Raw genomic sequence first — 23,812 nt, forward strand, 5'->3', positions numbered from 1 at the left:
GTTGTCGATCTCGGCAAACCGGGCACCGCAGGCCTGCCGGCGGCAGACGTCAGATCAGAGGTATTGACCGGTGCCCGCGACCCCGTGAGGCGGCCCACCGGGGCCACCCATCGGACCCGACGGCGGCAATTGCCCCTGACGCATCTGCTCGAGCTGCGCCCGCGCGGCCATCTGCTGGGCGAACAGCGCGGTCTGGATGCCGTGGAACAGTCCTTCGAGCCAGCCGACCAGCTGCGCTTGTGCGATCCGTAGTTCCGCGTCGGACGGCGTGTTGTCGTCGCTGAACGGCAGGGCCAGCCGCTCGAGCTCTTCGCGCAGCTCAGGGGCCAGACCGTCTTCCAGTTCGCGAATCGACGACTGATGGATCTCGCGAAGCCGAACCCGGCTGGCATCGTCGAGAGGTGCCGCCCGAACTTCTTCGAGGAGTTGCTTGATCATCGTGCCGATCCGCATCACCTTCGCCGGCTGCTCGACCATGTCGGCGACACCCTGATGATCGTCACCTTTACCCTGGTCGGAGTTCGCCGACGGCACCACAACGATGCCGTCGTCGCTGTCGGACGGGGGTCCCTGGTTGAAAATGTCTTCGGCCATGTCCCCATTGTCCAGATGTCCCGATCTCGTGTTCGCAGCAGGCCCACAACTCAGGTGGCAGCGTCGGAAGGACGGTCTATGGTGACTGCCATGGCTTATGACGTCGCACGCGTACGGGGATTGTTCCCGTCGCTTGGAGACGGCTGGATCCATCTCGATCCCCAGGCCGGGATGCAGATCCCGGACTCGGTGGCGACCACGGTGTCCAAGGCGTTCCGCGGGCTGGTCTCCGAACCCGGTGGCGTCTATCCCGCGGCGAAGAAGACGGCCGGCGTCATCGACGCGGCACGGCAGGCCGTCGCGGATCTGGTCAACGGCGATCCGCGGGGAGTGGTGCTCGGTCCGTCGCGTGGGCAGTTGCTCAGCGTTCTGGCCGAATGCCTGAACACTCGGGTGTGGCTCGGCTCGGAAGTGGTGGTGAGCCGCCTCGACGACGAGGCCAATGTGGTGCCGTGGCTGCGCGCTGCCGATCGATTCGGCGCCAAGGTCCGCTGGGCCGAGGTGGACATCGAGAACGGCGAACTGCCCGTCTGGCAATACGAAGGTCTGGTCAGTCGGTCCACGAGCGTGGTCGCCATGCCACTGGCGTCGTCGACGCTGGGCACGGTGGTCGACGTGGCGGCCGCGGCGGTCACGGTCCACGCTATCGACGGACTGCTGGTGGTGGACGCCACCAGCGCAGCGCCGTACATGCCGCTGGACATCGAGGTGCTGGGCGCGGACGTGCTGGTGGTCAGTGCGAAGCGTTGGGGCGGGCCGTCCACCGCAGCGCTGGTGTTCCGTGATCCGGAGATGCTCACCCGCGTGCGGTCGATGTCGCTGAACCCGGATGCACAGGGGCCGGAACGGCTCGAGGTCGACGGACATCAACACGCATTGCTCGCCGGCCTAGTTGCGTCGATCGAACACCTTGCGGCGCTTGATGAATCGGCCACCGGAACCCGGCGCGAGCGGCTGGTCCAGTCGATGACAGGTCTGGCGGAGTACTCACAGCGACTGCTGCACTACCTGCTCAACTCGCTACGGCAGCTGAACTTCGTCAACGTCATCGGCGAAGCGCCGGTGCAGATCCCGGCGGTCAGCTTCACAGTCTCGGGGGTCACCGCGGACAAGGTGGTCCGGCGTCTGGCCGACAATGGCATCAGCGCGCTGGCCGATGTGAACAGCCGGGTGCTGTCCGGCATCGGGGTCAACGATGTGGGCGGTGCCGTCACCATCGGGCTCGGGCCGTACACCACGCCGTATGAGGTCGACCAGCTCGTCCGCACCCTCGGTTCACTCGGCTGACACCACCACAATCGTCCCGCTGAGGCGCCTTCGGGGGCATAGTTCCCCCCGCGACACCTCAGGGGACTGATCTTGGTGGGAATCCGGGATCAGACGGTGAGCAACACCTTGCCGGTGACCTTCCCCGATTCGAGCAAGGCGTGTGCCTCGCCCGCCTTGTTCAGCGAGAACTGTGCTCCGACAACAGGTTTGACGCGCCCGTCGGCGATCAACGGCCAAGTGGTCGCGATGGTGTCAGCAACGATCGCTGCTTTGTCCGACTGCTCGCGACCACGCAAGGCCGTCGCATGGATGGTGCCGCGTTTGGAGAGCAGTGCGCCCAGGTTCAGTTCGGCCTTGACGCCGCCCTGCATGCCGATCACCACGAGCCTTCCGTCCGCTGCCAACGCAGATACGTTGCGGCTCAGGTACTTCGCCCCGATGATGTCGAGGATGACGTCGGCGCCACCGTGAGTCTTGAGCACCTCGACGAAGTCGTCGTCGTGGTAGTTGATGGTGATGTCGGCACCGAGACCGCGGCACAGTTCCAGCTTTTCGGCTGAGCCGGCGGTCACTGCAACCGTGGCCCCGAGCGCCTTCGCCCACTGGATGCCGTGGGTGCCGATGCCGCTTGCTCCGCCGTGGAGCAACAGCAGTTCACTGCGCTGCAGATGAGCGGTTCGTTTGAGGTTGGACAGCACCGTGCAGGCCACCTCGGGGAGGGCGGCGGCCTCGATCAGGTCGACCGAGTCGGGTACGGGGAGCAGGTGCTCGGCGGCCACGGTCACGTATTCGGCGTAGCCACCGCCGGCGATCAAGGCGCACACCTGTTGTCCGGTGTCCCATCCCGTGACCTCGGCGCCGAGTTCGGCAACGGTGCCCGAGACCTCCATCCCGATGATGTCGCTGGCGCCCGGTGGGGGCGGGTAGTTCCCTTGGCGTTGCAGCAGGTCGGCGCGGTTCACGCCGGCGGCGGCCACTTTCACGAGAACCTCACCTGCGGCGGGGGACGGCCGTTCGATGTCGGTGATCACCAAGTTCTCCGGCGGTCCGAACTCCGTGACGGTCACTGCTCGCATGTTGCTCATGTGTCAACCAATACCCCAGCCTGCCGTCGAAGTGCGGAACCGGAAGGCCGGCTGGTGCGTCACTTCTACGGTGACCGCTTCTTGACGAGCGAAAACGTTCGGCGGGTCACCGTATTGGTGCGGGGTAACCTGTGCTTCACATTGCTGATCGGTGACCGGGAATGGACCATGACGAAGGACGATGTGCCGTGGCTTGATGAGGCCGAGCAGGTGGCGTGGCGTTCGTTCATGGACGGCAGCCAACGGCTGTTCGACGCCATCAACGATGCTCTGATCACCGCGTCGGGTCTCACCTTTGCCGACTACCGCATCCTGGTCCTCCTGTCCGAACACGACCACATGCGGATGAGTGACCTCGCAGACGGCGCGCTTGCCACCAAGAGCACCATCTCCCGCCGAGTGGACAGGCTGGTGGAGGCGGGATTCATCGAGCGGATGGCCAAAGACCAGGAACGAGACCTGCGCAACCGGGAATGCCGCATCACCGACCTGGGCCGTGAGAAGTTGCACGAGGCGGCCAAGGGGCATGTGCTTGCGGTGCGCACCTACCTGCTCGACCACCTCGACGACCACGAGCGCGACGCGATGGCCACCACCTTCGCGAAGGTGGATACCTGGCTCCGTGAGAACGAACGACTTCGCGTCAAGTAGGCTCACTGACCGAAGGAAGCGTGGCAGAGCGGCCGAATGCACTCGCCTTGAAAGCGAGCGTGGGTAAAACCACCGGGGGTTCAAATCCCTCCGCTTCCGCTGAACGTCAGGGCCGGTTTCAATGAACCGCCTCTGACACCGAGGTTCCTCCTCTTATCCGGATCGCCTCGCTCCACACCCTGCTGAAGTAACCGCACCCCCGGAAATGGGTCGTTGTGGCGGAGCCCACCTGGGCCTTCGTTCGCCACAACGACCCATTTCCGAAGGGCGTGCTCGTCACCGCCTCGGTTTACGTGGGCCCTTCCCGGGTGTCTTTCCGGCGGCTTCTCTGGAAGCGCGCTTGGCAGCGGCCTTCTCTTTGGCCGACCGTTTCGGGGCAGGTTCGGACTGACTCCGCGACGACGTCGCCTTACGTCCGCGCACGATGCCGATGAACTCCTCGGCGAGCTCAGATGTCGGTGCCGGCCACAGTAGGCCCACCGATCCGGTTGGCGCGTCGGTCACCGGGCGATAGGCAAGGTCTTTGCGATGGTGCAGTCGGGCCAGCGACTGCGGGACCAGCAAGAGTCCGGTGCCCGCCGCGACGAGTTCGATTGCGTCGCTGGTGGTTTGCGGTCGATGTTCCACTGCCCTTCCCGGCCGTTGCCCGACCACCAGCGGTTCGTCGAGCGGCCACAGGAGTTGTTCATCCGCCAGATCGGCAACGCCGATCTCATCGACCGCGGTGAAGACGTGGTCGTTCGGCACGACCACGACCGTCACCTCCTCGTAGAGTTCGATGGTGTGGTGCGGCCCCGGGTCGCGGTGATCCAGGGCATCGGGCAGTCGGGTGATCGCCATCTGTACCCGGCCGTCGCGGATGGCATCGGCGCATGCGGCGACGTCGATCGGGACGAGTTCGAGCCGCACCTTCGGAAGGCGTTCACTCCAGATCCGTACCCACTTGCCTGGTGTTACGCCGGGCACAAAGGCCAGCTGAAATGACGAGGCATGGTGAGGCGCGGTCACGCCCACAGGCTACCGGCCGATAGTCTCGGTTCATGAGTTCGCAGTCGATGAAGCCGGCCACCGCCGCCAAGAAGTTGGACGTGTACCTGCCGGCGACGCCCGCCGAGTTCCAGCAGGGCGCCATCACCCGTGCCGAACTCGAAGCCCTGCAGGCGGACCCGCCGAGTTGGCTTCGTGATCTGCGTATCAAGGGACCCCACCCGAAGAACCTGGTGGCGATGAAACTCGGCGTTTCGAAGGGCGCGCTGGTGCGCCATGAGATCACCGAGGCACTGACCACCGAGCAGATCAACGAACTCCTGTCCGAGATGCCCGATTGGCTCGAAGCCGAGCGCGCCACGCAGGTTGAGGTTCGCGCCGAAGCGGCCGCACCAAAGTCGACGCCTCCTGCCGACCGGCCACGTTCACGCAAGCGGCGATAAACCCCGGACTTCCGAAGATGTGCCCTTCTGGCGGTGCCCACCTGGGCTTTTCTTCGCCAAAAGGACCCATTTCCGGAGGGCCGGTGGTCTCGATGTCGTTGGCAACCGGGACATCGTCGGCCAGACCGAGATTCGCTTTCATCAGGGTGTTGATCCGGGGCATTGGCCGGATGGGGCATAAAGACCTCGATGTCCTCGAGGGCCACACCTGACCGTTCGATGACACTCGACAGCGCCTTGGGCAGAGTGATTGCGGCCCAACGGAACACGCGGGTGCCCTGCATGGCGACGACCATGCGCCCGACCGGGTCGGTCTCCGAGTCTTTCGACTGGAACTCCTCGGCGCGGTCCATGTACTCGGGGATGTCGTAGTACTGGGAGATCGTATCGCTGTTCTCACCGTCGCTGCCCCACACGGTGGGGGCGATGCCGTTGTCCTCGCTCGGTCCGACGACCACGGCGCCGGCCCCGTCGCCGAAGATGAAAGCGGTGTTGCATCGTGTCTGTTGGACGATTTGGTTTTCGTCACACGAACCGGTCCGTTGAATGCTTTGCTTAACGCGTGAAACATGTCTATCGCGGTCAAATCTTTCATGTCGCCGGTACGGCGAAGGTCACCACGGCTGAAGAAGCGCTGGTTTTCGTCGCAGACGGGGCATTGGTGGTGGACAGCGAGGGCAGCATCGAGTGGTGCGGCGAGTTCGCCGACCTGCCCACCGAGCACGAGCATGCGGCGATCGTCGACTACCGGCCCGGTTTCATCCTGCCGGGGTTCGTCGACACCCACATCCACTTCCCGCAGACCTACGCCGGTGACTCCTACGGTGGCGGACAACTGCTCGAATGGCTCGAAAGATGCATATTCCCCTCCGAATCCAAGTTCGGCGACCGCGACTTCGGTCGGGCCGCGGCAGTGGAGTTCACCAATCAGCGGGTGCGCGCGGGCACCACCGCGGCGATGGTGTTCGGCTCGGCATTCCCTGACGCGCAGGATGCGCTGTTCGAGGAATCGCAGCGCCGTGGACTGCGGGTCGTCAGTGGTCGCGGCATCCAGACACGAGGACCCGACTCGGCCGGCCCGCTGATCACCAGCGAGGAGAAGGCCATCGAACTGACCGCTGCGGAGGTGGACAAGTGGCACGCCGCCGACACCGGAGACGTCGACACTGCGCTGCTGCATGTGGCTCTTGTGCCCCGGTTCTCGCTGTCGGTGACCCCGACGACGATGGCAGCGCTGGGTGAGCTCTACACCGACCTGCGGTCGAAGGGCGTCTACGTCCACACCCATCTCAACGAGAACAACCGTCCCGGCACCGGTGAGGTGGACGCCACCAAGGCCGACTATCAGGTGAACTCGTACCTCGACACCTACGACGGCAAGTTCCTCCCCGGCTCGAAGGTCGGTGGCGAGTCGCTGCTCGGGCCGCGCACCATCATGGCCCACTCGGTGCACTGCCAAGACGGTGAGCTCGCGCGGATGGCCGAGACAGGCACCTCCATTTCGCACTGTCCGGTGTCCCAGCTGTTCCTGGGGTCGGGCACGATGCCGTGGCTGCGGACGGTGGCATCAGGTGTCAACATCTCACTCGGGACCGACCACGGTGGCGGTGACGAATGGTTGATCTCGCGAGTTGCGAACGACGCCTTCAAGGTTCACATCACAGAGCCTGGTGATGCCGGGGTATCCATGCATCCGGCCGAGATGTTGTTCGTCGCGACCCTCGGCGGGGCCCGCGCGTTGGACATGGAAAATCGGTTCGGCAACTTCGACACCGGCAAAGAAGCCGACTTTCTCGTCATCGATCCCGAGCGCTGGCCGTCGTTGGCCAACGCCATCGACAACGGAGCCCGCGCCGATGAAGAGAAGATGGCCCGTGATCAGATGCTGTTTGCCTTGCTGATGCAACTCCGAGAGCCCGCTATCAGCGCCGTTTACGTCAAGGGCCGCAAGATCGACGACGTCTGACTCCGCTGTTGTGACCGAAAGTTCGACTGAGGCAACGGTACTCGTTCCGTTCCACGATGTACCGGATGCCCAGTTCGAGTCGTGGTTCGAGGAACTCGCAGCTCGAGTCCAATCGACGCCCGGTCATCTGCACACGCTGTCGGCGGAACACGCACAACGGGCAGTGGCCCTGACCTTCGACACCGAGGAGTCGCTGCACCGCTGGCTGGACTCGGCAGAGTGGGCCGAAGCGTTGAAGACGGCCGCCGAGAACGGAATCCGGCGGGAGTTCAGCGACCTCGTGATCGTCGAAGGCCAGGTGCCTCCCACCGGAGTGGCGTTGTTCCGTCACAAGGTCGATCAGGAAAACGTCGCCGGGTTCATCGACGCACAGCGCACCCTGATGGACCTGAACGCAGCCGCACCCGGCTACGAGTTCGCGGTCTTGTTCGGCCCCAGGGAGCTGGCTGACGGTACCGACGAATGGAGCGCTGTTCTCAAATTCCGCAATGACGAGTCGCTCGCCGCATGGGTTGACTCACCCGACCGTGCCGATGCCCTGACGCAGCTGCGGTCGCATCTGTCTGAGGACTACTCGGCGTCGTTCGAACACAACACTTTCGGATCCATCATGCGGGTCACCGACGGTAAACCAACCGTCACGCCCGAGTGGAAGGTCGCGATGATGGTGCTGTTGGTGCTCTATCCGACCGTGATGACCCTGTCCCGGTTTGTCGGACCGGTGCTCGACGGATGGGGCGCCGACCCATGGCTGTCGATGTGGCTCAGCCAGATCCTGTCGGTGTCGCTGCTGACTTATGCGCTGATGCCGTTGGCCACGTGGGCGTTCGGCTTCTGGCTCGATCCAGCCCGGGGCTCGACGGTGAAAGTCTCCGTCATCGGTGCGGTCGCCGTGTGCGTGCTCTACGCGCTGACGCTCACCGTGTTCGCGTCGGTGCGATGGCTGCAGTTCTGGGACTACGCCTGATCACCAGCCGCTGTGAGCGCTTGGGCGAACATGACGAGGATCCCGCTCGGCCCGCGCACGTAGGTGAGCTTGTAGATCCCTTGATAGTTGGCGACGCCTCGGAGCGGGTGGTGGCCGTGCCGTGCTGCGATTGCGAGGGCCTCGTCGATGTCGTCGACGGAGAAGGCGATGCGATGCATGCCGATCTCGTTGGGCAGTGTGGGCGGCGTATCGATCGCCTCGGGGTGGATGTACTCGAACAGTTCGATCTGCCCGTGTCCGTCCGGAGTCTGTAGAACCGCGATCTTCGCGTGGTTCCCGTCAAGGCCGACAGCGGTGTCGGCCCACTCGCCGCTGACCGTGTCGCGGCCGAGAACCGTGAGTCCGAGATCGGAGAAGAAACTGATCGTGGCCTCGATGTCGCGTACCGCGATGCCGACGTTTTCCAGCTTGATGGTCATCAGGGGTCTCCTTCATGTTGGTCGGGGGTTTCGGCGCGCCACGGTCAGCCCTCACCGGGCACCGCGTTGTCCGGGTTTCCACCCGGGAGACGGTTCTGATCTCGCGTTCTCGACATCGGGGCTGGGCGGAGTCGGCATCTTCTCACGCACCGAATTGCTGTCCGGCCCATCCACCCGGGTGCCCGGCACCGAATTGCATCAAAGCCAGTGAACAGCACATGGATTTTGAGGAGTGCCGTGGAAGACCCCCACATAGAACTCGACCTGACGGCTCGGATGGTTGCCGTGGCGGGCACACTGCGGTCGAACAGCAACGGCGTCGACACGCTTGCACAGGCCGTCACCAAGACGGCGGTGGACTGCATTCCAGGCACCGAATGTGCAGGTGTCATCGCTTGTCTGGGTCCACACGGCGAGCCCGTGGCGGGCAACGGACTGGCAAGTCAGGCTGATCAGCTGCAACATGAGCTACGTGAGGGCCCGGCCGTGCGCCCCAAGGCCGATCGCTCCACCGTGTGGATCGATGATTTCGACTCGGAGGACCGGTGGCCACGGTTTGCTGCACGCGCGCAGGAGCTCGGGATCGCGTCGATGGCGAGCTTCCGGCTGTTCTCCGGCAAGGACGACCTTGGAACTCTCAATCTCTACAGCTCGGCCAAGAAGGCGTTCGATGAACGCGCTCGCACACTCGGCGAGGTGTTCGCGGCACACACTGCCGTCGCGTTCTCGGTGCTGCGCGAGCGCGAGAATCTCTCCGTCGCGCTCACCAGCCGCGATCTCATCGGTCAGGCGAAGGGGATGGTGATGGAGCGTTACGGCATCGATGCCGATGCGGCCTTCGCGCTGCTGGCAAGGCTGTCTCAGGAGTCGAACACGAAGGTTGCCGAGATCGCCAAACAAGTCGTAGAGGCGGGATCAGACCCCACCTGACCCGAACTGGGGGTAGACGTCAGCGCCTCTTCGTCGCCGCCGCTCGGGCCGCGTAGCCGATGGCAGCACCCGCGGCGATCCATGGCCCGCCCACGAGGATCGGATCGATCCACGCGTGATTCTTGTCCACTCGTTTGGTCCCGGTGCGCGACGCGAGCCCGTGGTGGGTGAACTCGCTTCGGATTCCGGTCTGGGTGATCGGATTGTCCGGCCGCATCGTGAGGAAGGACGCGAGATGGGCTTCTACGGCGTTGATGCGATCGGCTCCGAGCAGGAGCAACCAGTGCGCTGCGCGACCTTCGCTATACCGATAAGCGACCTTGCGAACGACCCCAGACAACCCGGACGGGGGTGTCGAGGTACCGAAAACAGGCGTGAGGAATCTATGTTCGATGGATCTCTCCCGCGGCCATTTCTCCGGCTGCCGCTCAGGGAAGTCCCAATGTGCGCCGGTCGCTTCGGGGTCGAACCGTTGCTGTGGGACCGCCGGCCGGTCCTTCGGGTCGAGGTCCACGCCCCACCCGGGAATCCTCGCCCGCAACTCGTCACTGGAGGGGACGGGGGGCCTTTGCGAGGTGTAGGTGGGCACCTGATCGGTCGGCTTCTTCGGGGATGGCGATGTCATGACTCTCCTCAGGCCGCGTCGGTGACGATGATCGGTTTGATGCACTCATCCAGCTTCGACGAGAAGATGTGGTATCCCTCGGCGATGTGCTCGAGCGGAATGCGGTGCGTGACAATGTCATTCGGCTTGATGTGGCCGTTCTTGATGTGCTCGAACAGCCGCGGCCACTGCCGTTTGACGGGGCACTGGTTCATCTGGAGTGTCAGTCCCTTGTTCATCGCGTCGCCGAACTTGACGGCGCTGAACATCGGACCGTAAGCACCCATCACCGACACCGTCCCGCCTTTGCGGACCGAATCGATGGCCCAGTTCAATGCAATGGGAGACCCGCCCTGCAACTTGAACTTCGACGCCGCGACGTGCTGCAGAAAGTTCCCGTCCGCTTCTGCGCCCACCGCATCGATGGCCACATCGGCGCCGAGATAGTCCGTGGACTTCTTCATCTGGACCACGATGTCGTCGTACTCCGCGAAGTTGAGTGTTTCGGCGTGCGCGAAGGTGCGGGCTTTCTCGAGTCGGTACTCGAGGTGATCGATCACGATCACCCGTCCGGCTCCCATGAACCACGATGAGAGGGCGGCGTAGAGACCCACCGGTCCCGCACCGAAGACGGCCACCGTGTCGCCCTCGCGGATGCTGCCCAACTGCGCGCCGAAGTACCCGGTGGCCAGAGCGTCGGTCAGCAGCAAAGCGTCTTCGTCGTCCATCCAGTCAGGGATGATCGCAGGGCCGACGTCGGCGAACGGGACGCGCACGAACTCTGCCTGGCCTCCGTCGTATCCACCGCAGGTGTGCGAGTAGCCGTAGATGCCCCCGACTGCGGTGGCGTTCGGATTGACGTTGTGGCAGTTGGAATACAGTCCGCGCGCACAGAAGTAACAGGAGCCGCAGTAGATGTTGAACGGCACCATCACCCGGTCGCCGGGGGTCAGATTCTGAACCGACGAGCCGACCGATTCGACCACCCCGATGAACTCGTGACCAAACGTCATTCCGGGGCGGGTATCGGGCATCATGCCGTGATACAGATGCAGATCTGAGCCGCAGATCGCAGCGCGGGTCACCCTCACGATGGCGTCGTTCGGGTGCTCGATCGGAGGGATGTCCTTTTCTTGAACGCGCACCTTGTAGGGACCCCGGTAAACCATCGCCTTCATTCGTCCTCCACGCCTTTCGTTGTTGGGGTGCATCTACCCCGTGTGAGCCACCGGCAAACGGTTATACGCTTTGCTTCGTAGGAATCACGTTCCGACGCAACAGTTTTTGTGGTCAACTCGGTGGACTGTAGTCCTGACAGGAGATCTCGTGCAGCGCAGTCGAATCAGGCACTCACCACGTGCTCGCCGTGGCTCGCGGAGCCGGCCGGGATCTGGAGCCAATGGTTGCGTCCCCGGCCGGGCGGTCAGGGCGGGTGTCGCTGAGGCCTGTCGTTTTGTCAGGCAAATGATGGGGTAGCTCGCTTCTTGAGCCAGAACGGTCTGGGAGGGACAAACAACCCTGGCCATAGACCGTGGGTCAAGCCTAGGCCCGACCCGTGTAGGTGACAAGGGGAACGGGCCATCGCACCAGCAATGGCGGTCTGTCGTCAAGCTTCGGCTTAGCTATGGATACAACCTGGTTACGGGCGTTTAACCGGCGGGTGGGCGGGTATTCGGCCGGCACGGTACAGGCGCGGGTGCAAGAGGATCGGCCGCGCTGAGACCCGATTGACGGTCGGACGGGCATTTGCCCAGAGAAACAGCTCCATCAATGTGAAGGGTTAGCACAATGAGTACACGGAGTACCCGCACCCCCGGCACCACCAAGCGGTCCCCGGTCCAACTGGCCGCACTCGCGGTCGGCGCGGTGTTCTTGCTGGTGGGGATCCTGGGCTTCATTCCGGGCATCACCACCGACTACGACACCATGTCGTTCGCCAGCCACCATTCAGAAGCGAAACTGCTCGGGATCTTCAACGTTTCGATCCTGCACAACCTGGTGCACGTGGCTTTCGGTGTCGCAGGAATTGTCCTCGCAAGGGCGGCAGCCACCGCGAAGTCGTACTTGATCGTCGGCGGCGTCATCTACCTGGCTCTTTGGCTGTATGGCCTGGTCATCGACAAGGACTCCGCAGCCAACTTCGTTCCGGTCAACTCGGCGGACGACTGGCTGCACTTCGTCCTGGGTGTCGGCATGGTCGCTCTCGGGGTGCTGCTCGGACGCAACCGGCACACGTCTCGCGTGTGAACAACGGGATTCGGTCACGGCAGTTCAAACCCACGTCACGATAGCGTGTCGACTACCTAAGATACTGCGCGACAATTACATTCGGCTTCCCGATGGCCCTTTCCAGGGTCGTCGGGAAGCTGTCTGTGGTTGCCGGGCTATTGCCATCGGTGCCCGATGTGACATTATGGAGAAGTCGGTTGAAGAGGAGCCGTCCCGCGTGGACCGGTAAATAAGCTGCCGTAGCGCTTCTAGCCCGACAACTTTTAGGGGTCGATCGTGGCGCATAAAATTTCTAAATCAGATTTCGTTTCCGATAGTGCTGAACTCGCCGGCGGAACACTCACCATCGCGACTGTGTCGCACGGAAGCATCCTTGCCCTCACAGTGTGGGGCAGCATCGATTTGTTGACAGTCCCCCAGCTTGCCGAGGCGGTCGATGAAGCAGTCGCCGGACGTCCCGAAGGCCTGATCATCGATTTGACCTACACCGACTTTCTTTCGTCGGTCGGCATGGCCGCGCTGGTCAACGCGCACGACGCGGTTCTTCCGTCCGGCGGACGATTCGGCGTTGTTGCCGAGGGTTCGTCGACGGCTCGTCCCATCAAGCTCGTCGGACTCGACCAGACCATCAGCCTGTATGCAACCATTGAGGACGCACTGCAGGCGCTGACCGAAGAGTTGGCCCCAGCCACTCGTCGCGCTTCGGCATAGCGAGTTCAGGCGCGCGGTGCGCCTGCACGCTTCAACGCGTGCGAACCAATCGAGGGAGCCGCACGTGGTCGACAATCAGGACAACGGAATCCACATCGCGATCGCCAATCTGGCACGTGGGTTGCACAATTCATCGCTGGCAGGCAGCGATGTGGATTCGGTCCTGGAATCGATCACCGCCGGAGCCGTCGAGCACGTGGACGGCACCATGTACGCCGGCATTCTGCTCGTTGAAAAGCGCAAGAAGAAGACCCAGTCCGTCGCGGCCAGCGATCCGGTTGTGGAGAAACTCGACGCCATCCAGATGGACGTCGGCGAAGGCCCTTGTCTCGAAGCCGCCTGGGAGCACACCACCTTCAGGCTCGATGACTTCACCACCGAGAAACGGTTTCCCAAGTTCATCGCCGAGGCATTGGCGCAGACGTCCATCAAGTCCAGCCTGTCGTTCGAGCTGTACAGCAACGAGTCGTCGATGGGTGCCCTCAATCTCTTCTCGGATGAGACGAACGCGTTCTCACTCGCAGCCGAGGAAACAGGCCTGGTCTATGCCACGCACGCCGCCCTCGCGCTTTACCGGGCGAGAGAAAAAGAGCATTTCACCAGCGCATTGGCCAGCCGCGACGTCATCGGGCAGGCCAAGGGCATGATCATGGAGCGGTTCAACATCGACAGCCTCCAGGCCTTCGAATTACTGCGCAAGCTCTCCCAGGATTCCAACACCCCGATCGCGGACATCGCGCGCCAGCTGGTGGACACCGATCACCCGTCAAACAAGACGAGTAGCGGCAGGTAGTCGAGACCCGCTTCCTACGACTTCCTGATCGGTGCCGGCGATTTACCCGTCGCCTGGAACACCACCCGTTGCCCGATGAGGACTGCGTGGTCGGCGAAGCGCTCGTAGTAGCGGCCGAGCAGGGTCACGTCCACCGCGCACGGCACGCCATATTGCCAGTTGCGGTCAAGCAACACGGTGAAGAGGTGCTCGTGCAGCGCGTCCATCGCGTCGTCGTCCTCGCGTAGACGCATCGCATCCTCGGGGTTCTGGCTCTTGAGCGCCTCACTGGCGTTGTTGGCGAGGTTGACGGCCAGGCGCCCCATCTCTGCGAAATATCCGTGAACGTCTTCCGGCACGGCCTTCTCCGGATGGCGGCGCCGGGCGACCTTGGCGACGTGCAGCGCAAGGGCACCCATCCGGTCGACGTCGGCCACGATCTGGAACGTCGAGACGATGGCGCGCAGATCACCGGCCACGGGAGCCTGCAGTGCCAACAATGCGAAGGCGCGCTCCTCAGCGTCAGCCGACATCCGGACGATCTGCTCGTGGTCGGTGATGACCTCTTCGGCCACGGCGAGATCGGCACGCAACAGCGCGTGCGTCGATCTGGCCATGGCCTCGCCGGCCAGGTCGCACATCTGACCGAGCAGGTCGTGCAGTGCACTCAGCTGAGCAAGGTAGACGCCCCTCATCAGCCGCGGCGATTCGTGTTCATGACGCCTCTACTCGCGATGTGTCTCGGCCCGGTCTCCCCTGGTGAGGAGTGGTAGGTGTTCGATGCGGCCGGCAGCACCGGCCAGCGCCCCACTCACAGTACGCAGGCGTGCGGCCGTCGATCCGGTTGTTCGTCGAGATGCGCGGTCGAGTTGATCGCGACTCCGGTCGAGGATGGTCAGGGGGAGGGCCGCGAGCACGTTCCCCGGTGGGCGTCGGGCGACCACCGGGTGAGGCCGCGTGGGTGCAGTCCGGCGGACAATCTCCCATTGGATGCCGATCTGGCGCAACTGCTTGGGTGACACCTTGTCCTGCAGCTTCGGCAGCAAGACATCTTCCTCATCGCGCACATCTTCGCGAAGCACTGCTGCGATGCGGTTGAACAGTTCACGGTGCTCAGGGGCATCGGGGTCGATCTGCTCCAACTCGGTGAACAGCTCGTTGATCTCCTGGTGTTCTCTTTCGATCTGGAGGGTGAGTGCCTCCCCATCGGGCAGTTCGGCACGTACGACGGGCCACAGCACCGATTCCTCGGCGAAAGCGTGGGGAAACACCAACGTGCAGAGGCTGTTGATGAGGTCCTGACGCTGCGCTCCGGTGGACGCGTCGATGGCATGCAGCAGTCGGTCGAGTTCGATGTGGTCGCGTTTCTGGCGTACCAGCACACTCCGGGACCCGCCCAATTCGGACTCGGTCTGGTCGGCAATGGATCTGGTCATGGTCGCTCCTGGTAGGACATGGATTGTTCGACCGGTGAGTACCCACGGAATGCGCTCTCAATCAGTGAGACAAAACCGCCCTGGAATCCCTACTTCGCAGCGTAATCGACCAATCGGTGGTGTCATCGTTCGTCGGAACGTAAGGTCGCCATAGTCCGCTGGTAGCGGGCGGCAACGTGGCAGCCACACCCTGACGTCGAGCCCACGGCGAGGGTGTCCTATGAGGCCCGTGATCGGGCCGGCCGAGGGGTCTGAAAAGTGCCGAGAACCGTTCGAAGTAACCCCACATCGAAGACACTGCTGCACCGGTGCGGAGGCAGTAATGGCTGAGCGCGGTGCAACACCCAATGTGCCAACATTGCGCAGGCGAGCCCTGCGCGCGATAAGTCATCTCTTCAGCCCGTTGGAACCCGACGACTACCTGGAGATGATCAATCCGCTGTGGACCACGAAAGAACTCCGTGGCCGCGTCGAGGAAGTGCGTCCGGAAGGGGCTGAGGCTGCCACCGTCTGGATTCGTCCGGGCTACGACTGGCCGGGCCACCTGCCAGGACAGTATGTGCGTCTCGGACTTGTCATCGATGGCGTGTTCTATTGGCGCGCTTACTCTTTGACGTCCGACCCGGAACCACGGGATGGATTGATCGGCGTCACCCCCAAGCTGGTCGAGAACGGCGTCGTCTCGCCCTATCTGGTCAAGCAGATCAAGCCGGGTGAGATCGTCCGGTTGGGCGAGATCGAGGGTGTGTTCACCCTTCCCGAGCCGTTACCCGAAAAGATGTTGTTCATCAGTGCCGGTAGCGGCATCACCCCCATCATGAGCATGCTGCGGAGCCTTGATCACCGCGATGAGGTGCGCGATGTGGTGGTACTGCACTCCACCCGCACCGAAGAGCAGTGCATGTTCTTCAAGGACCTCCAGGACATGGACGACCGGAATGAGGGGCTGCGACTGATCATCCGGCGAACCGGAGAGGAAGGCCGGATCAAGCCGGAGGACATGGATGATCTGGTTCCGGACTGGCGTGAGCGGGAGACGCTGTGTTCCGGGCCGGGCGAGTTGCTGGATGCGTTGGTCGAGCATTGGGACCGCCACGATGCGTCCGACAAGATCCATCTCGAGCGCTTCCAGCCGATCATCGGTGGAGCGGCCGGCGAAGGTGAAGGCGGCAACGTCACCTTCACCAAGAGTAAGAAGGAAGTCGAGTGTTCTCCGGGAACACCGATTTTGACTGCAGGCGAAGAAGCCGGACTGGAACTGAAGTTCGGATGCCGCATCGGAATCTGTCACACCTGTACGGGCACCCTCCGGTCCGGTCAGATCAGGGATCTGCGGACAGGGGATGTCAGCGAACCGATCAACTCGTCGGTGCGTATCTGCGTGAACACCGCCGAAGGCGACGTAGAAATCGAACTGTAGAACTTTTAGGAGTCACCATGACCATCAATGCCGAACGAACCCGACCGATCACGCCGGACCCAGAGAACCCGCTGGCGCATCTGAGCGACGAGACAATCGAACAGCTGGGCAAGGAGTTCGACGCGATCCATGACGAGGTCTACGGCGACCTCGGTGAGCGCGACCGGGCCTACATCAAGAACGTCATCGCCACCCAGCGTCAGTTGGCCGTCGCCGGCCGCGTGCTGCTGCTCGGGTCGCGGTCGAAGGTGTCGTGGGTGGCGGGTACCGCGTGCCTCGGGATGGCCAAGATCCTGGAGAACATGGAGATCGGCCACAACGTGATGCACGGCCAGTGGGATTGGATGAACGACCCGGACATCCACTCGTCGGTGTGGGACTGGGACACCGCATCCACCGGCGAATCCTGGCGCCACTCCCACAACTACATCCACCACACGTTCACCAACATCCGCGGCAAGGACAAGGATCTCGGCTACGAGATCATGCGGATCGATCCGCATCAGCCATGGAATCCCGTCTACCTCGCTCAGCCGTTCTACAACATGCTCCTCACCGCATTCTTCGAATGGGGTGTGGCGCTGCACGATCTCGACCTTGAAGCGATCCGCAAGCGCGAGAAGTCGATGAAGGAGCTGTGGCACGACATCAAGGGCATCGGCGTGAAGGCGCGCCGCCAGGTGATCAAGGACTACATCGGCTGGCCTGCCATCAGCGCCGGCGCATTCGCGCTCACCCAGATCGCGTCCGGTGGGCGCATCGAGCAGCCGAAGACCTCGCGCCTCGCACGCAGGCTGCGGCGCGTCCAGGCCGGCAAGGGTGCGGTGGGCAACGTCGCCAATGTGATGGATCGGGCCCTCCCGGGCGTGGAGCAAACCTTCATCGCGACTTTCGCAGCGAATTTCACGGCGAACATCATCCGCAACGTGTGGGCTCACGCCATCATCTTCTGCGGCCACTTCCCGGACCAGACGTACACGTTCAGTCAGAAGGAAACCGAGGACGAGACCCGCGGTGGTTGGTACGTGCGGCAGTTGCTCGGCGCGGCCAACATCGAGGGAAGTCCACTGTTCCACGTGATCAGTGGAAACCTCGGTTACCAGGTGGAACATCACCTCTACCCGGATATGCCGAGCACTCGCTACTCAGAGGTGGCCCCCAAGGTCAAGGACATCTGTGAGCGGTACGGATTGCCCTACAACACAGGACCTTTCGGCCAGCAGTGGTTCCAGGTGCACCGCACGATCTTCCGCCTCGCACTGCCGGGCGGAAAGCCGCGTCCCAAGCCGGGCCCGTTCCAGCGGCCGCCGCACAGCGGATCCGGACAAGACCCCCGGCCGAGCGAAGCGGCCCGCTTCCGTAGCCGCGTTCCGGCCTCACACCCCAACGCCGGACCCGAGCACGAATCCGGTGGCGTCCAGGTGTCGCCGCCGCCGCGCGACTGAGCTTCGGGAACCCTTGTCACGCAGCACCGGTGCATGAGCTGAAGACGCTCGTGCACCGGTGCTGTGCTCGGTAGGGTCGTTGTCATGGCACTCGATGACGCGACCACCGCTCTGCTCGCCGAGTTGGCAAAGGCCGGCGGGCCGCCCATCGCAGAACTTGGTCCGGAGCAGGCGCGGTCGGTCAGTACGGCGCTGGGAGACCTCAGCGGAGCCGGTCCACAGTTGCATGCTGTGCGCGACGACACGATTGCGGCCGACGACGGCTACGACATCCCCGTGCGCGTCTACAGCGCCTCGGACAGCACTCGCGGCGTCATCGTCTTCTTTCATGGTGGTGGTTGGGTGATCGGTTCGGTGGACCAGTACGACGCCCTCTCGCGCCGACTGGCTCAGGCCACCAATTGTGTTGTGGTGGCGCCTGATTACCGCCTCGCACCTGAACATTGTTTTCCGCACGCGGTGCGCGATGCCTGGGACGCGACGATGTGGGCGTCGGCGAGCTGGCCGGACGAGCCGCTCATCGTTGCGGGCGACAGCGCCGGCGGAAATCTGGCCGCAGTGGTCGCGCAGCGGGCGGTGGCCGAGACGGGTCCGCCGCTCGCCCTGCAGATCCTGGTGTACCCCGTCACCGGTCACGACGTGAACACCGTGAGCTATCTCGACCCCGCGAATCAGTTGCTACTGGGCCGCGACACCATGATCTGGTTCTGGGATCACTACGCTCCCGACCCGGCCACCCGGCTCAGCCCGGAAGCGTCACCGCTGCAGGGAGACCCGGCCGGCACTGCGCCCGCACTGGTGTTACTGCCCGAACACGACGTACTCAGGGACGAGGGCGAGGCCTATGCGTCATTGATGGCCGATCGGGGAGTACCGGTGCAGCTGACGATCTTCGAAGGACAGATGCACGGGTTCTTCCAGCTGATCAACGTGCTCCCCGGCGCTGAGCAGGCGGTGCAGGCGATCGCCACCCATGTGAAGACGGTGATGGGAGCCTGACACTGCTCGCCCAGGATGCGGCTTGTGGCCGGGTGACCTAGCATTGCCGCTGCAGCGGTTCACGTCCACAACTGACTTGATGTCGACACGTGTCCCGCGAGGAGACAGACATGTCAGAATCCGATTTCGTTGTCCCGCTTGTGGATATCTCGCCCTATGTGCGGCGCGGGACCGATGAGGAACGTGCAGAGGTCGCCAGGGAAATCGACAGGGCCTGCCGTCAAGTCGGTTTCATCCAGATCCTCGGTCATGGAATCCCACCCGAGATCACCGACGCGTTCACCGCGGCCATGGACCAGTTCTTCGCGCTCCCACTCGAGACGAAAAAGGCCTATCGCACACCGCCGCGCATCAATCGCGGGTATGCGCCACCCAAGACCGAATCGTTGTCACTGAGTCTGGGAGTGGAGGCGGCCAACCGGATGAACGATTTCTTCGAAGCGTTCAACGTGGGCGTCGCGGCAGCGCAGTACCCCGATCATGATCTGCCGTCCGACGACTATGCCGACAACCTGTGGCCATCGGAGGCCCCGGAGTTCAAAGCGGGCGTGGAACCCTACTTCGCCGAGGCCGCCAGAGTGGCCCGCACGCTGACCCGGGTGTTCGCCGACGCACTCGATCTCGAACCTGACTTCTTCGAACGGTTCACCGACCATTCGCTGGATGTGTTGCGTATGAACAACTATGCGTTGCCGCCCGGCGAGGTGGAGCTCGACGGTGAGCTGACCGGGATGGGGGAGCACACCGACTACGGCATCGTGACCGTGTTGTGGGCGGACCAGGTCAAAGGGTTGCAGGTGCTTGCGCACGACGGCACGTGGCACGACGTGTCGCCTGCGGATGGAGCGTTGTTGGTCAACCTCGGCGATTTGATGGCCCGTTGGACCAACGAGCGCTGGATGTCGACGCTTCACCGGGTCAAACCGCCGATCGTTGACGGCACGATCGAGCGACGTCGGTCGGCTGCCTACTTCCACGACGGCAACATCGACGCCACGATCAGCACGTTGCCATCGTGTGTGGGTGCCGGGAGCCGATATTCGCCGGTGACCGTTGCCGATCACATCGCAGGCAAACTCGCGGGGTCGCGTGCGGGGGTGGCCAACGCAGCTGCCGGACGCGAAGCGGGCCGTCTCCGATCGGCCGGCGTCCGCTGACCCCAACGCGGTTCGCTGTTCGGGCGGCCACCTTGCCGAACGACCGCACGAGGCGGTACCTGAATCAGAGCCAGTCGCGTTTCTTGAAGAGGATGTACAGCGCCAGCACTGCCACGATGATCACCACAGTGCTGGAGAGGAAACCGCTGTAGTGGTCGAACCCTGGGTAGGGGATGTTCTGTCCGTAGAACCCCGTGACGGCGGTGGGCACCGCGATGATCGCGGCCCATCCGGTGAGCTTCTTCATCACCGTGTTCAGGCGGGCGTCCTGTAACGACAGGTTGGTCTCGAAAAGCGTTGTGACCATGTCCCGCAACGATTCTGTCCACTCCGTCACGCGCAGGACGTGGTCGTACAGATCGGAGAAATTGGGATCGAGTTCGGTGGGGGCGTTGTTCTCCAACCGGCTTCGCTGGATCATCGCGACCACCTCGCGCATCGGCATCACCACCCGGCGCAGTGAGACAAGGTCTTTGCGGAGTTGATACGTCTGCTGCTGGAGCACCCGGCTGTTGTACTTGTCGTCGAAGAGCAGCGTCTCGAGGTCTTCGATGCCGTCATCGAGTCGTTGCACCGCGTCGAAGTGCCCGTCCACCACCACATCGAGCAGGCCGTGGATGAGCGCTCCGATGCCGTACTGCTGGCCTCCCATCTCCTCCCAGCGGGTGGTCACCTCGGACATGTCGAAGTGGTCGGACAGCCGCACGGTGATCAATACGTTGTCTTTGATGAACAGCGAGATGCGGTCGCTGTGGAGTGCTGCGCCCTTGCCGGTTGTGGGTTCGTCGACATGCACGGCGTACACCGTGACAAAGCGGTGGGTTGGGTACGCGGTGGCCTTCACCCTCTCGGCGTCGGCCAACGCGTCCTCCACTGCCCAGGTGTTGAGATCGAGTTCGGCTGCCAGCTTGCTCAACGCCTCATGAGTGGGATCGACGAGGTCGACCCACACCAGCTTGCTGGCGTCGCCGAGGCAATGGGACACCATCTCGAGCGCGAAGTCCTGCTGCGGTTCGCCGTGGATCCATACCCGGCCATTCACCTTGTCGGTCACTTGCCCATCGTGCCAGCCGGGCGCCTTGGTCGCGCCGCATATGTCGCGTGCAACTGCAGTGAGATTCTAGTTAATAAAGCGGTTTATCTGAAAAAATATCCAAATGATCTTGCTGTCTATTGCGGTGGTGTTCAGCGGCGCCGACGGGGGCCACCGCCAAAATCGGCATGACGACGTCGCCTAAAAGGCTGCCGAAAAGTTCACAAATGTCTCGCTTGCGAGGTGTGAAGTCGACCACGAAGGCATGTACGCAAGACGCAAGGGTGCTGGTCAATACTTTGAACGGATCGGAATACCGCTCGCATCTGTACGTAGTTCGTCACCGAGGAGCCGCAGGATGGGTTCAACAACGAATGGTGACACATAATGATAATCAATTGATGTTGGCTATCATTAGCTGACCGTTCTTCGTCATAGAATTTGTTTGACAACCTGTCTGAATAAGCGTTCACTCAGATCAAGCGGCCGGTGTCACAAGAGTTTCGCCAGAGTGGAACCACTTGACACGGCCAGGCAAAGCGGGGCGCGGGGTCCGTCGTTCGCCGGGTGGACGTGAGTGGTGCCTGTTCGAGATTCGTTCAGCCATCGATCTCCGAGACCCATGATTGGGCTGAAGCCAAGTGCTCACGAACCCTCAATACAGACCTGCAAACGATCGCAAATCCCCCCTCAAGAAGGTGCTGCTGGCCGCGACGTCCGTTGTTGCCATGTCACTTGCCGCCATCACTTTCACCGCCACAACAGCGACGGCTGCCGCAGTGGCTCCGCCGTTGGGCACCGCTCAGGATTTCGCGGTACTGGCGTATTCCGGGATCACCAACACCAACACCACCACCATCACTGCCGGCGACATCGGCACCACCACGTCGACCATCACCGGCGCCGGCCCCGGCGCAGATCAGATCATCCCTCCGCCGACCGTTCGCAGCGTCCCGGATTCGGAGCTCGCGCGTGGGTCGGCAAACACGGCGTACAACAACCTCGCCGGTCAGGACGCGACCACACTCGGCGGCGTGGAACTCGGCGGGCAGACTCTGTTCGGCGACACCTACGACACAGGCGGGGTGCTGGGTCTCACAGGCACGCTCACCCTGGACGGACAGGGTCGTAATGACTCGGTGTGGATCTTTCAGAGCACTTCCGCGCTCACCACCGCTGCGAACAGCAGGGTTGTGCTGACCAACGGCGCGCAGGCGTGCAACGTGTTCTGGCAAATCCCCTCTGCGGCAACGATTGGCACGGGCACGAACTTTGTCGGGACGATCATCACCAACTCTGAGGCCATCACCCTGGGTCAAGGAGCCACGGTCGACGGTCGTCTGATCTCGCTCAACGCTGCCGTGACCCTGAACAACAACACGATCTTCAATTCGGGGTGTGAGGACGAGCCGACGGAAACCACGACAACAACGACCACAACGCCGGACACCACGACCACGACGCCGGACACCACGACCACCACCGAGGACACCACCACAACGACCACGACCACCACTGTCCCGGGAGGCGACACGACAACAACGACAACAACTGTGCCGCCCAACGGAACCACCTCGACCACAACGAGTTTGCCGACGCTGACGCTTCCGTCGATCCCCGGACTGCCGGCCCTGCCCAACATTCCGGGCCTGCCGAACATCCCGGGCCTGCCCGGAGCACCGGGTGGACCAGGACAGCCGGGCGGGCCAGGACAGCCGGGAGCACCGGGTGGACCAGGACAGCCGGGCGCACCAGGTGGACCAGGACAGCCGGGTGGACCAGGGGCACCGGGCCAGCCAGGAGCGCCGGGTTACAACCAGCCGGCACCGGAGTCGGGGGAGTACACCACACCCCAGACGCCGTCACCGGGCCGACAGGTTCCCAACGTGCCGCGTGGTTCGGTCAACACCGGCGACGGAAGCAGCGCAAGCGACCTGAGTGTTCAGTGGCTCCAACAGTTCGGCCGCGCAACGGCTTCCAGTGTCCAGGTCTCCTGATGATTCCGTCGGACGCGTCGACCGGGAACGGCGGTAGGCGCACAACACCTCGCCTGGCGGCGGTGCTCGCGGCTCTGTTGCTGGCGATCACGGTGCTGGCCACAGGATGTGCCGGTCAGTCCTCGCCTGGCGTCGACGTACCGACCAGGGACGCCGTCGTCGATCCTGCGGTCAGTGCCGCGGGGCTGACCAAGTCGATTCCCACCCGTATCGAGGTTCCGTCGATCGGCGTCGACTCGTCGTTGATGGGGCTCGGACTCGATGCACAAGGGGCGATGCAGGTTCCGGCAGAGGGCTTCCCAGCCGGCTGGTACACCGGTGCGCCGACACCGGGGGAGACGGGCCCGGCAGTCATTGCCGGACACGTGGATTGGGCAGGCGTTCCAGGCGTCTTCTTCGAGCTCGCCGACCTCGTACCCGGCGCCGAGATCTCCGTGACCCGTGAAGATGGCAGCATCGCTCGATTCGAGGTCACCGAGGTGACGACGTTCCCCAAGGACGAGTTTCCGACGGACCTCGTCTACGGCACGCTCGACTACGCGGGTCTTCGCCTCATCACCTGCGGCGGCGCGTTCGATGAGGGCGCGAGCAGCTACCAGGACAATGTTGTTGCATTCGCGAAGCTGGTGGGAACCGGCTGACCGGACAGCCGACCGCTGGGGCGCGGGATACCTGAT

At 63.3% G+C, this 23,812-nt stretch carries 24 protein-coding genes, 1 tRNA gene and 1 pseudogene; 16 read left to right on the forward strand and 10 right to left on the reverse strand.

The features are described from left to right. Positions 1 to 54 precede the first annotated feature (54 nt). Positions 55 to 594: a bacterial proteasome activator family protein gene (locus CSW57_RS12490; protein ID WP_099383027.1), complete on the reverse strand. Its 540-nt coding sequence runs from the start codon at positions 592 to 594 to the stop codon at positions 55 to 57. 90 nt (positions 595 to 684) lie between these two features. Here CSW57_RS12490 and CSW57_RS12495 point away from each other — a divergent pair, with 90 nt between their 5' ends. Next, a complete protein-coding gene (locus CSW57_RS12495; protein WP_099383368.1) occupies positions 685 to 1,881 on the forward strand; it encodes a cysteine desulfurase-like protein in 1,197 nt (398 codons plus the stop codon). An 89-nt stretch (positions 1,882 to 1,970) separates the two neighbouring features. Here the strand turns inward: CSW57_RS12495 and CSW57_RS12500 are convergent, their stop codons facing one another. After that, entirely contained in the window at positions 1,971 to 2,939 is a 969-nt protein-coding gene (locus CSW57_RS12500; RefSeq protein WP_099383367.1) for an NAD(P)H-quinone oxidoreductase, read from the reverse strand. 63 nt (positions 2,940 to 3,002) lie between these two features. Between CSW57_RS12500 and CSW57_RS12505 the strand changes: the two genes are divergently transcribed. Continuing rightward, entirely contained in the window at positions 3,003 to 3,599 is a 597-nt protein-coding gene (locus CSW57_RS12505) for a MarR family winged helix-turn-helix transcriptional regulator (protein ID WP_099383028.1), read from the forward strand. Between the two features lie 14 nt (positions 3,600 to 3,613). Then, positions 3,614 to 3,698: transfer RNA gene (locus CSW57_RS12510), tRNA-Ser, on the forward strand. A 177-nt stretch (positions 3,699 to 3,875) separates the two neighbouring features. Here the strand turns inward: CSW57_RS12510 and CSW57_RS12515 are convergent. Continuing rightward, on the reverse strand, positions 3,876 to 4,613 hold the full coding sequence (locus tag CSW57_RS12515) for a LysR substrate-binding domain-containing protein (protein ID WP_099383029.1): 738 nt from the start codon (positions 4,611 to 4,613) through the stop codon (positions 3,876 to 3,878). Between the two features lie 41 nt (positions 4,614 to 4,654). Between CSW57_RS12515 and CSW57_RS12520 the strand changes: the two genes are divergently transcribed. After that, positions 4,655 to 5,029 carry a DUF5997 family protein gene (locus CSW57_RS12520; protein WP_099383369.1) on the forward strand — a complete coding sequence of 125 codons (375 nt, stop codon included), beginning with the start codon at positions 4,655 to 4,657 and terminating at the stop codon, positions 5,027 to 5,029. 79 nt (positions 5,030 to 5,108) lie between these two features. Here the strand turns inward: CSW57_RS12520 and CSW57_RS12525 are convergent. After that, positions 5,109 to 5,532, reverse strand: a pseudogene (locus CSW57_RS12525) (3-oxoacyl-ACP synthase); the annotation flags it as partial. 59 nt (positions 5,533 to 5,591) lie between these two features. Here CSW57_RS12525 and CSW57_RS12530 point away from each other — a divergent pair. Continuing rightward, positions 5,592 to 6,995 carry a guanine deaminase gene (locus tag CSW57_RS12530; RefSeq protein WP_099383030.1) on the forward strand — a complete coding sequence of 468 codons (1,404 nt, stop codon included), beginning with the start codon at positions 5,592 to 5,594 and terminating at the stop codon, positions 6,993 to 6,995. Positions 6,996 to 7,005: 10 nt separating this feature from the next. After that, complete coding sequence (locus tag CSW57_RS12535; RefSeq protein ID WP_099383031.1) at positions 7,006 to 7,962, forward strand: antibiotic biosynthesis monooxygenase; 957 nt, start codon at positions 7,006 to 7,008, stop codon at positions 7,960 to 7,962. Here the strand turns inward: CSW57_RS12535 and CSW57_RS12540 are convergent. Further along, complete coding sequence (locus CSW57_RS12540) at positions 7,953 to 8,402, reverse strand: VOC family protein (protein WP_099383032.1); 450 nt, start codon at positions 8,400 to 8,402, stop codon at positions 7,953 to 7,955. The genes CSW57_RS12535 and CSW57_RS12540 overlap by 10 nt on opposite strands. A gap of 237 nt (positions 8,403 to 8,639) precedes the next feature. Between CSW57_RS12540 and CSW57_RS12545 the strand changes: the two genes are divergently transcribed. Beyond that, on the forward strand, positions 8,640 to 9,332 hold the full coding sequence (locus CSW57_RS12545) for a GAF and ANTAR domain-containing protein (protein ID WP_223249216.1): 693 nt from the start codon (positions 8,640 to 8,642) through the stop codon (positions 9,330 to 9,332). 19 nt (positions 9,333 to 9,351) lie between these two features. On the opposite strand, the gene CSW57_RS12550 is transcribed toward CSW57_RS12545, so the two are convergent. Then, positions 9,352 to 9,957, reverse strand: a complete 606-nt coding sequence (locus CSW57_RS12550) for a hypothetical protein (protein ID WP_189339232.1) — start codon at positions 9,955 to 9,957, stop codon at positions 9,352 to 9,354. A gap of 8 nt (positions 9,958 to 9,965) precedes the next feature. Further along, positions 9,966 to 11,114 carry a zinc-dependent alcohol dehydrogenase gene (locus CSW57_RS12555; RefSeq protein WP_099383034.1) on the reverse strand — a complete coding sequence of 383 codons (1,149 nt, stop codon included), beginning with the start codon at positions 11,112 to 11,114 and terminating at the stop codon, positions 9,966 to 9,968. A 610-nt stretch (positions 11,115 to 11,724) separates the two neighbouring features. On the opposite strand from CSW57_RS12555, the gene CSW57_RS12560 reads away from it, so the two are divergent. The 3 genes from CSW57_RS12560 (at position 11,725) to CSW57_RS12570 (ending at position 13,669) form a co-directional block, all read left to right on the forward strand. Next, on the forward strand, positions 11,725 to 12,183 hold the full coding sequence (locus CSW57_RS12560) for a DUF4383 domain-containing protein (protein ID WP_099383035.1): 459 nt from the start codon (positions 11,725 to 11,727) through the stop codon (positions 12,181 to 12,183). 327 nt (positions 12,184 to 12,510) lie between these two features. Beyond that, positions 12,511 to 12,876, forward strand: coding sequence for an STAS domain-containing protein (locus CSW57_RS12565; RefSeq protein WP_370623955.1), 366 nt, complete (start codon positions 12,511 to 12,513; stop codon positions 12,874 to 12,876). 64 nt (positions 12,877 to 12,940) lie between these two features. Further along, positions 12,941 to 13,669 (forward strand): GAF and ANTAR domain-containing protein, encoded by a 729-nt coding sequence (locus CSW57_RS12570; RefSeq protein ID WP_099383037.1) that lies wholly within the window; start codon positions 12,941 to 12,943, stop codon positions 13,667 to 13,669. Between the two features lie 14 nt (positions 13,670 to 13,683). Here CSW57_RS12570 and phoU read toward each other — a convergent pair whose 3' ends face one another. After that, positions 13,684 to 14,343 (reverse strand): phosphate signaling complex protein PhoU, encoded by a 660-nt coding sequence (phoU, locus tag CSW57_RS12575; protein WP_099383038.1) that lies wholly within the window; start codon positions 14,341 to 14,343, stop codon positions 13,684 to 13,686. A gap of 30 nt (positions 14,344 to 14,373) precedes the next feature. Next, positions 14,374 to 15,084 carry a hemerythrin domain-containing protein gene (locus CSW57_RS12580; RefSeq protein WP_099383039.1) on the reverse strand — a complete coding sequence of 237 codons (711 nt, stop codon included), beginning with the start codon at positions 15,082 to 15,084 and terminating at the stop codon, positions 14,374 to 14,376. Between the two features lie 322 nt (positions 15,085 to 15,406). Between CSW57_RS12580 and CSW57_RS12585 the strand changes: the two genes are divergently transcribed. The 4 genes from CSW57_RS12585 (at position 15,407) to CSW57_RS12600 (ending at position 20,105) form a co-directional block, all read left to right on the forward strand. After that, entirely contained in the window at positions 15,407 to 16,504 is a 1,098-nt protein-coding gene (locus CSW57_RS12585) for a ferredoxin reductase (RefSeq protein WP_099383040.1), read from the forward strand. 17 nt (positions 16,505 to 16,521) lie between these two features. Beyond that, positions 16,522 to 17,949, forward strand: coding sequence for a fatty acid desaturase family protein (locus tag CSW57_RS12590; RefSeq protein WP_099383041.1), 1,428 nt, complete (start codon positions 16,522 to 16,524; stop codon positions 17,947 to 17,949). Between the two features lie 84 nt (positions 17,950 to 18,033). Continuing rightward, positions 18,034 to 18,948: an alpha/beta hydrolase gene (locus CSW57_RS12595; protein WP_099383042.1), complete on the forward strand. Its 915-nt coding sequence runs from the start codon at positions 18,034 to 18,036 to the stop codon at positions 18,946 to 18,948. A gap of 110 nt (positions 18,949 to 19,058) precedes the next feature. Further along, positions 19,059 to 20,105, forward strand: coding sequence for an isopenicillin N synthase family dioxygenase (locus CSW57_RS12600; protein WP_099383043.1), 1,047 nt, complete (start codon positions 19,059 to 19,061; stop codon positions 20,103 to 20,105). A gap of 64 nt (positions 20,106 to 20,169) precedes the next feature. On the opposite strand, the gene CSW57_RS12605 is transcribed toward CSW57_RS12600, so the two are convergent. Then, positions 20,170 to 21,159, reverse strand: coding sequence for a magnesium transporter CorA family protein (locus CSW57_RS12605; RefSeq protein ID WP_223249217.1), 990 nt, complete (start codon positions 21,157 to 21,159; stop codon positions 20,170 to 20,172). A gap of 677 nt (positions 21,160 to 21,836) precedes the next feature. On the opposite strand from CSW57_RS12605, the gene CSW57_RS12610 reads away from it, so the two are divergent. Both CSW57_RS12610 and CSW57_RS12615 read left to right on the forward strand, forming a co-directional pair. Next, positions 21,837 to 23,135, forward strand: a complete 1,299-nt coding sequence (locus tag CSW57_RS12610; protein ID WP_189339233.1) for an ice-binding family protein — start codon at positions 21,837 to 21,839, stop codon at positions 23,133 to 23,135. Then, on the forward strand, positions 23,135 to 23,776 hold the full coding sequence (locus tag CSW57_RS12615; protein ID WP_099383045.1) for a class F sortase: 642 nt from the start codon (positions 23,135 to 23,137) through the stop codon (positions 23,774 to 23,776). Before CSW57_RS12610 ends, CSW57_RS12615 begins: the two co-directional genes overlap by 1 nt. The last annotated feature ends 36 nt before the right edge of the window (positions 23,777 to 23,812 follow it).

The organism is Williamsia muralis (assembly GCF_002735905.1).
Classification (GTDB): domain Bacteria; phylum Actinomycetota; class Actinomycetes; order Mycobacteriales; family Mycobacteriaceae; genus Williamsia; species Williamsia muralis_A.